Annotated in this window: 1 protein-coding gene; it reads left to right on the top strand. The window is 42.6% G+C overall.

Features of this window, described 5'->3' with window-relative positions; all coding sequences use genetic code 11:
- Positions 1–276: 276 nt before the first annotated feature.
- Positions 277–881 (top strand): ATP-binding protein (locus WEIDD23_RS11270; RefSeq protein ID WP_197458888.1); only part of this gene is annotated, 605 nt, incomplete at its 3' end.

Here is an 881-nt window from a genome sequence, read left to right as displayed (position 1 = left end):
ATACTTAAACATTAAGGAAAGCTTTCTGCTGATGTAGAGGGCTTTTTAGCTTGTCTGTTAATGTGAAAGTCCCAGTCCAGAAACACTGAATACCTTTACAAATCGCTAAATATTGTTCAAACTGTATTATCAAAACCCGATAAGACTGGTATCATAGTACAGGCTGAGACTTGAATGCACAGTTTTGCACATGCGGACTGTCGTAAATAAGGCGTTGATGTTGCGCCAATAGACGTGTGTTTTCACATGCGATACATATAAATGGAGGTAGAACTAATGGCAATCATTAATGCCAATCAATTGAATCAAATTCGTATCAACCCTGATATGTATGGTGGTTCAAAAAGTACACCAACCCATGCCTTACAGGAAGCCGTTGATAACGGAATCGATCAAATTTTAATTAAAAAAGCGGACCACTTGTGGATCACCTTCCACGAGGATGGGTCATATTCCGTTTTTGACAACGGTGAAGGAATGCCTGTTGAAGTTGCTGAGACGGCGAATGGCGATAAAATGCCAACCAACCGTATGGCATGGACGGTGCCAAATACATCAGGGCACTATACACAACAAGCCACGACCTCAATCGGAAAAAACGGTATCGGAACCAAGTTTGTGACGGCAACGTCAACGAAGACGGTCGGTACGATTTTGAAGGACGGTAAGTGGTATCAAGATATCTACACGTTGGATCCAGAAGTGGCGCCAGCATTTAAAGATAAGAGTGATAAAGCCGCTAAGTTGTTGAGCCGGTCACCATTGATCTACGAGACTAAGTTGAATCGCAATCACCAATTGCCAAGCAAGACGTTGACGCAAAAGTTATACATTCATGGTCAAAGTCATGGCACAGAATTGCGTTTCTGGCCAGATCCAGA

This window comes from Weissella sp. DD23 (assembly GCF_001579105.1).
GTDB lineage: Bacteria > Bacillota > Bacilli > Lactobacillales > Lactobacillaceae > Weissella > Weissella cibaria.
Note: the sequence above shows the minus strand (reverse complement) of the source record. Positions and strands in the feature narration are given on the sequence as shown.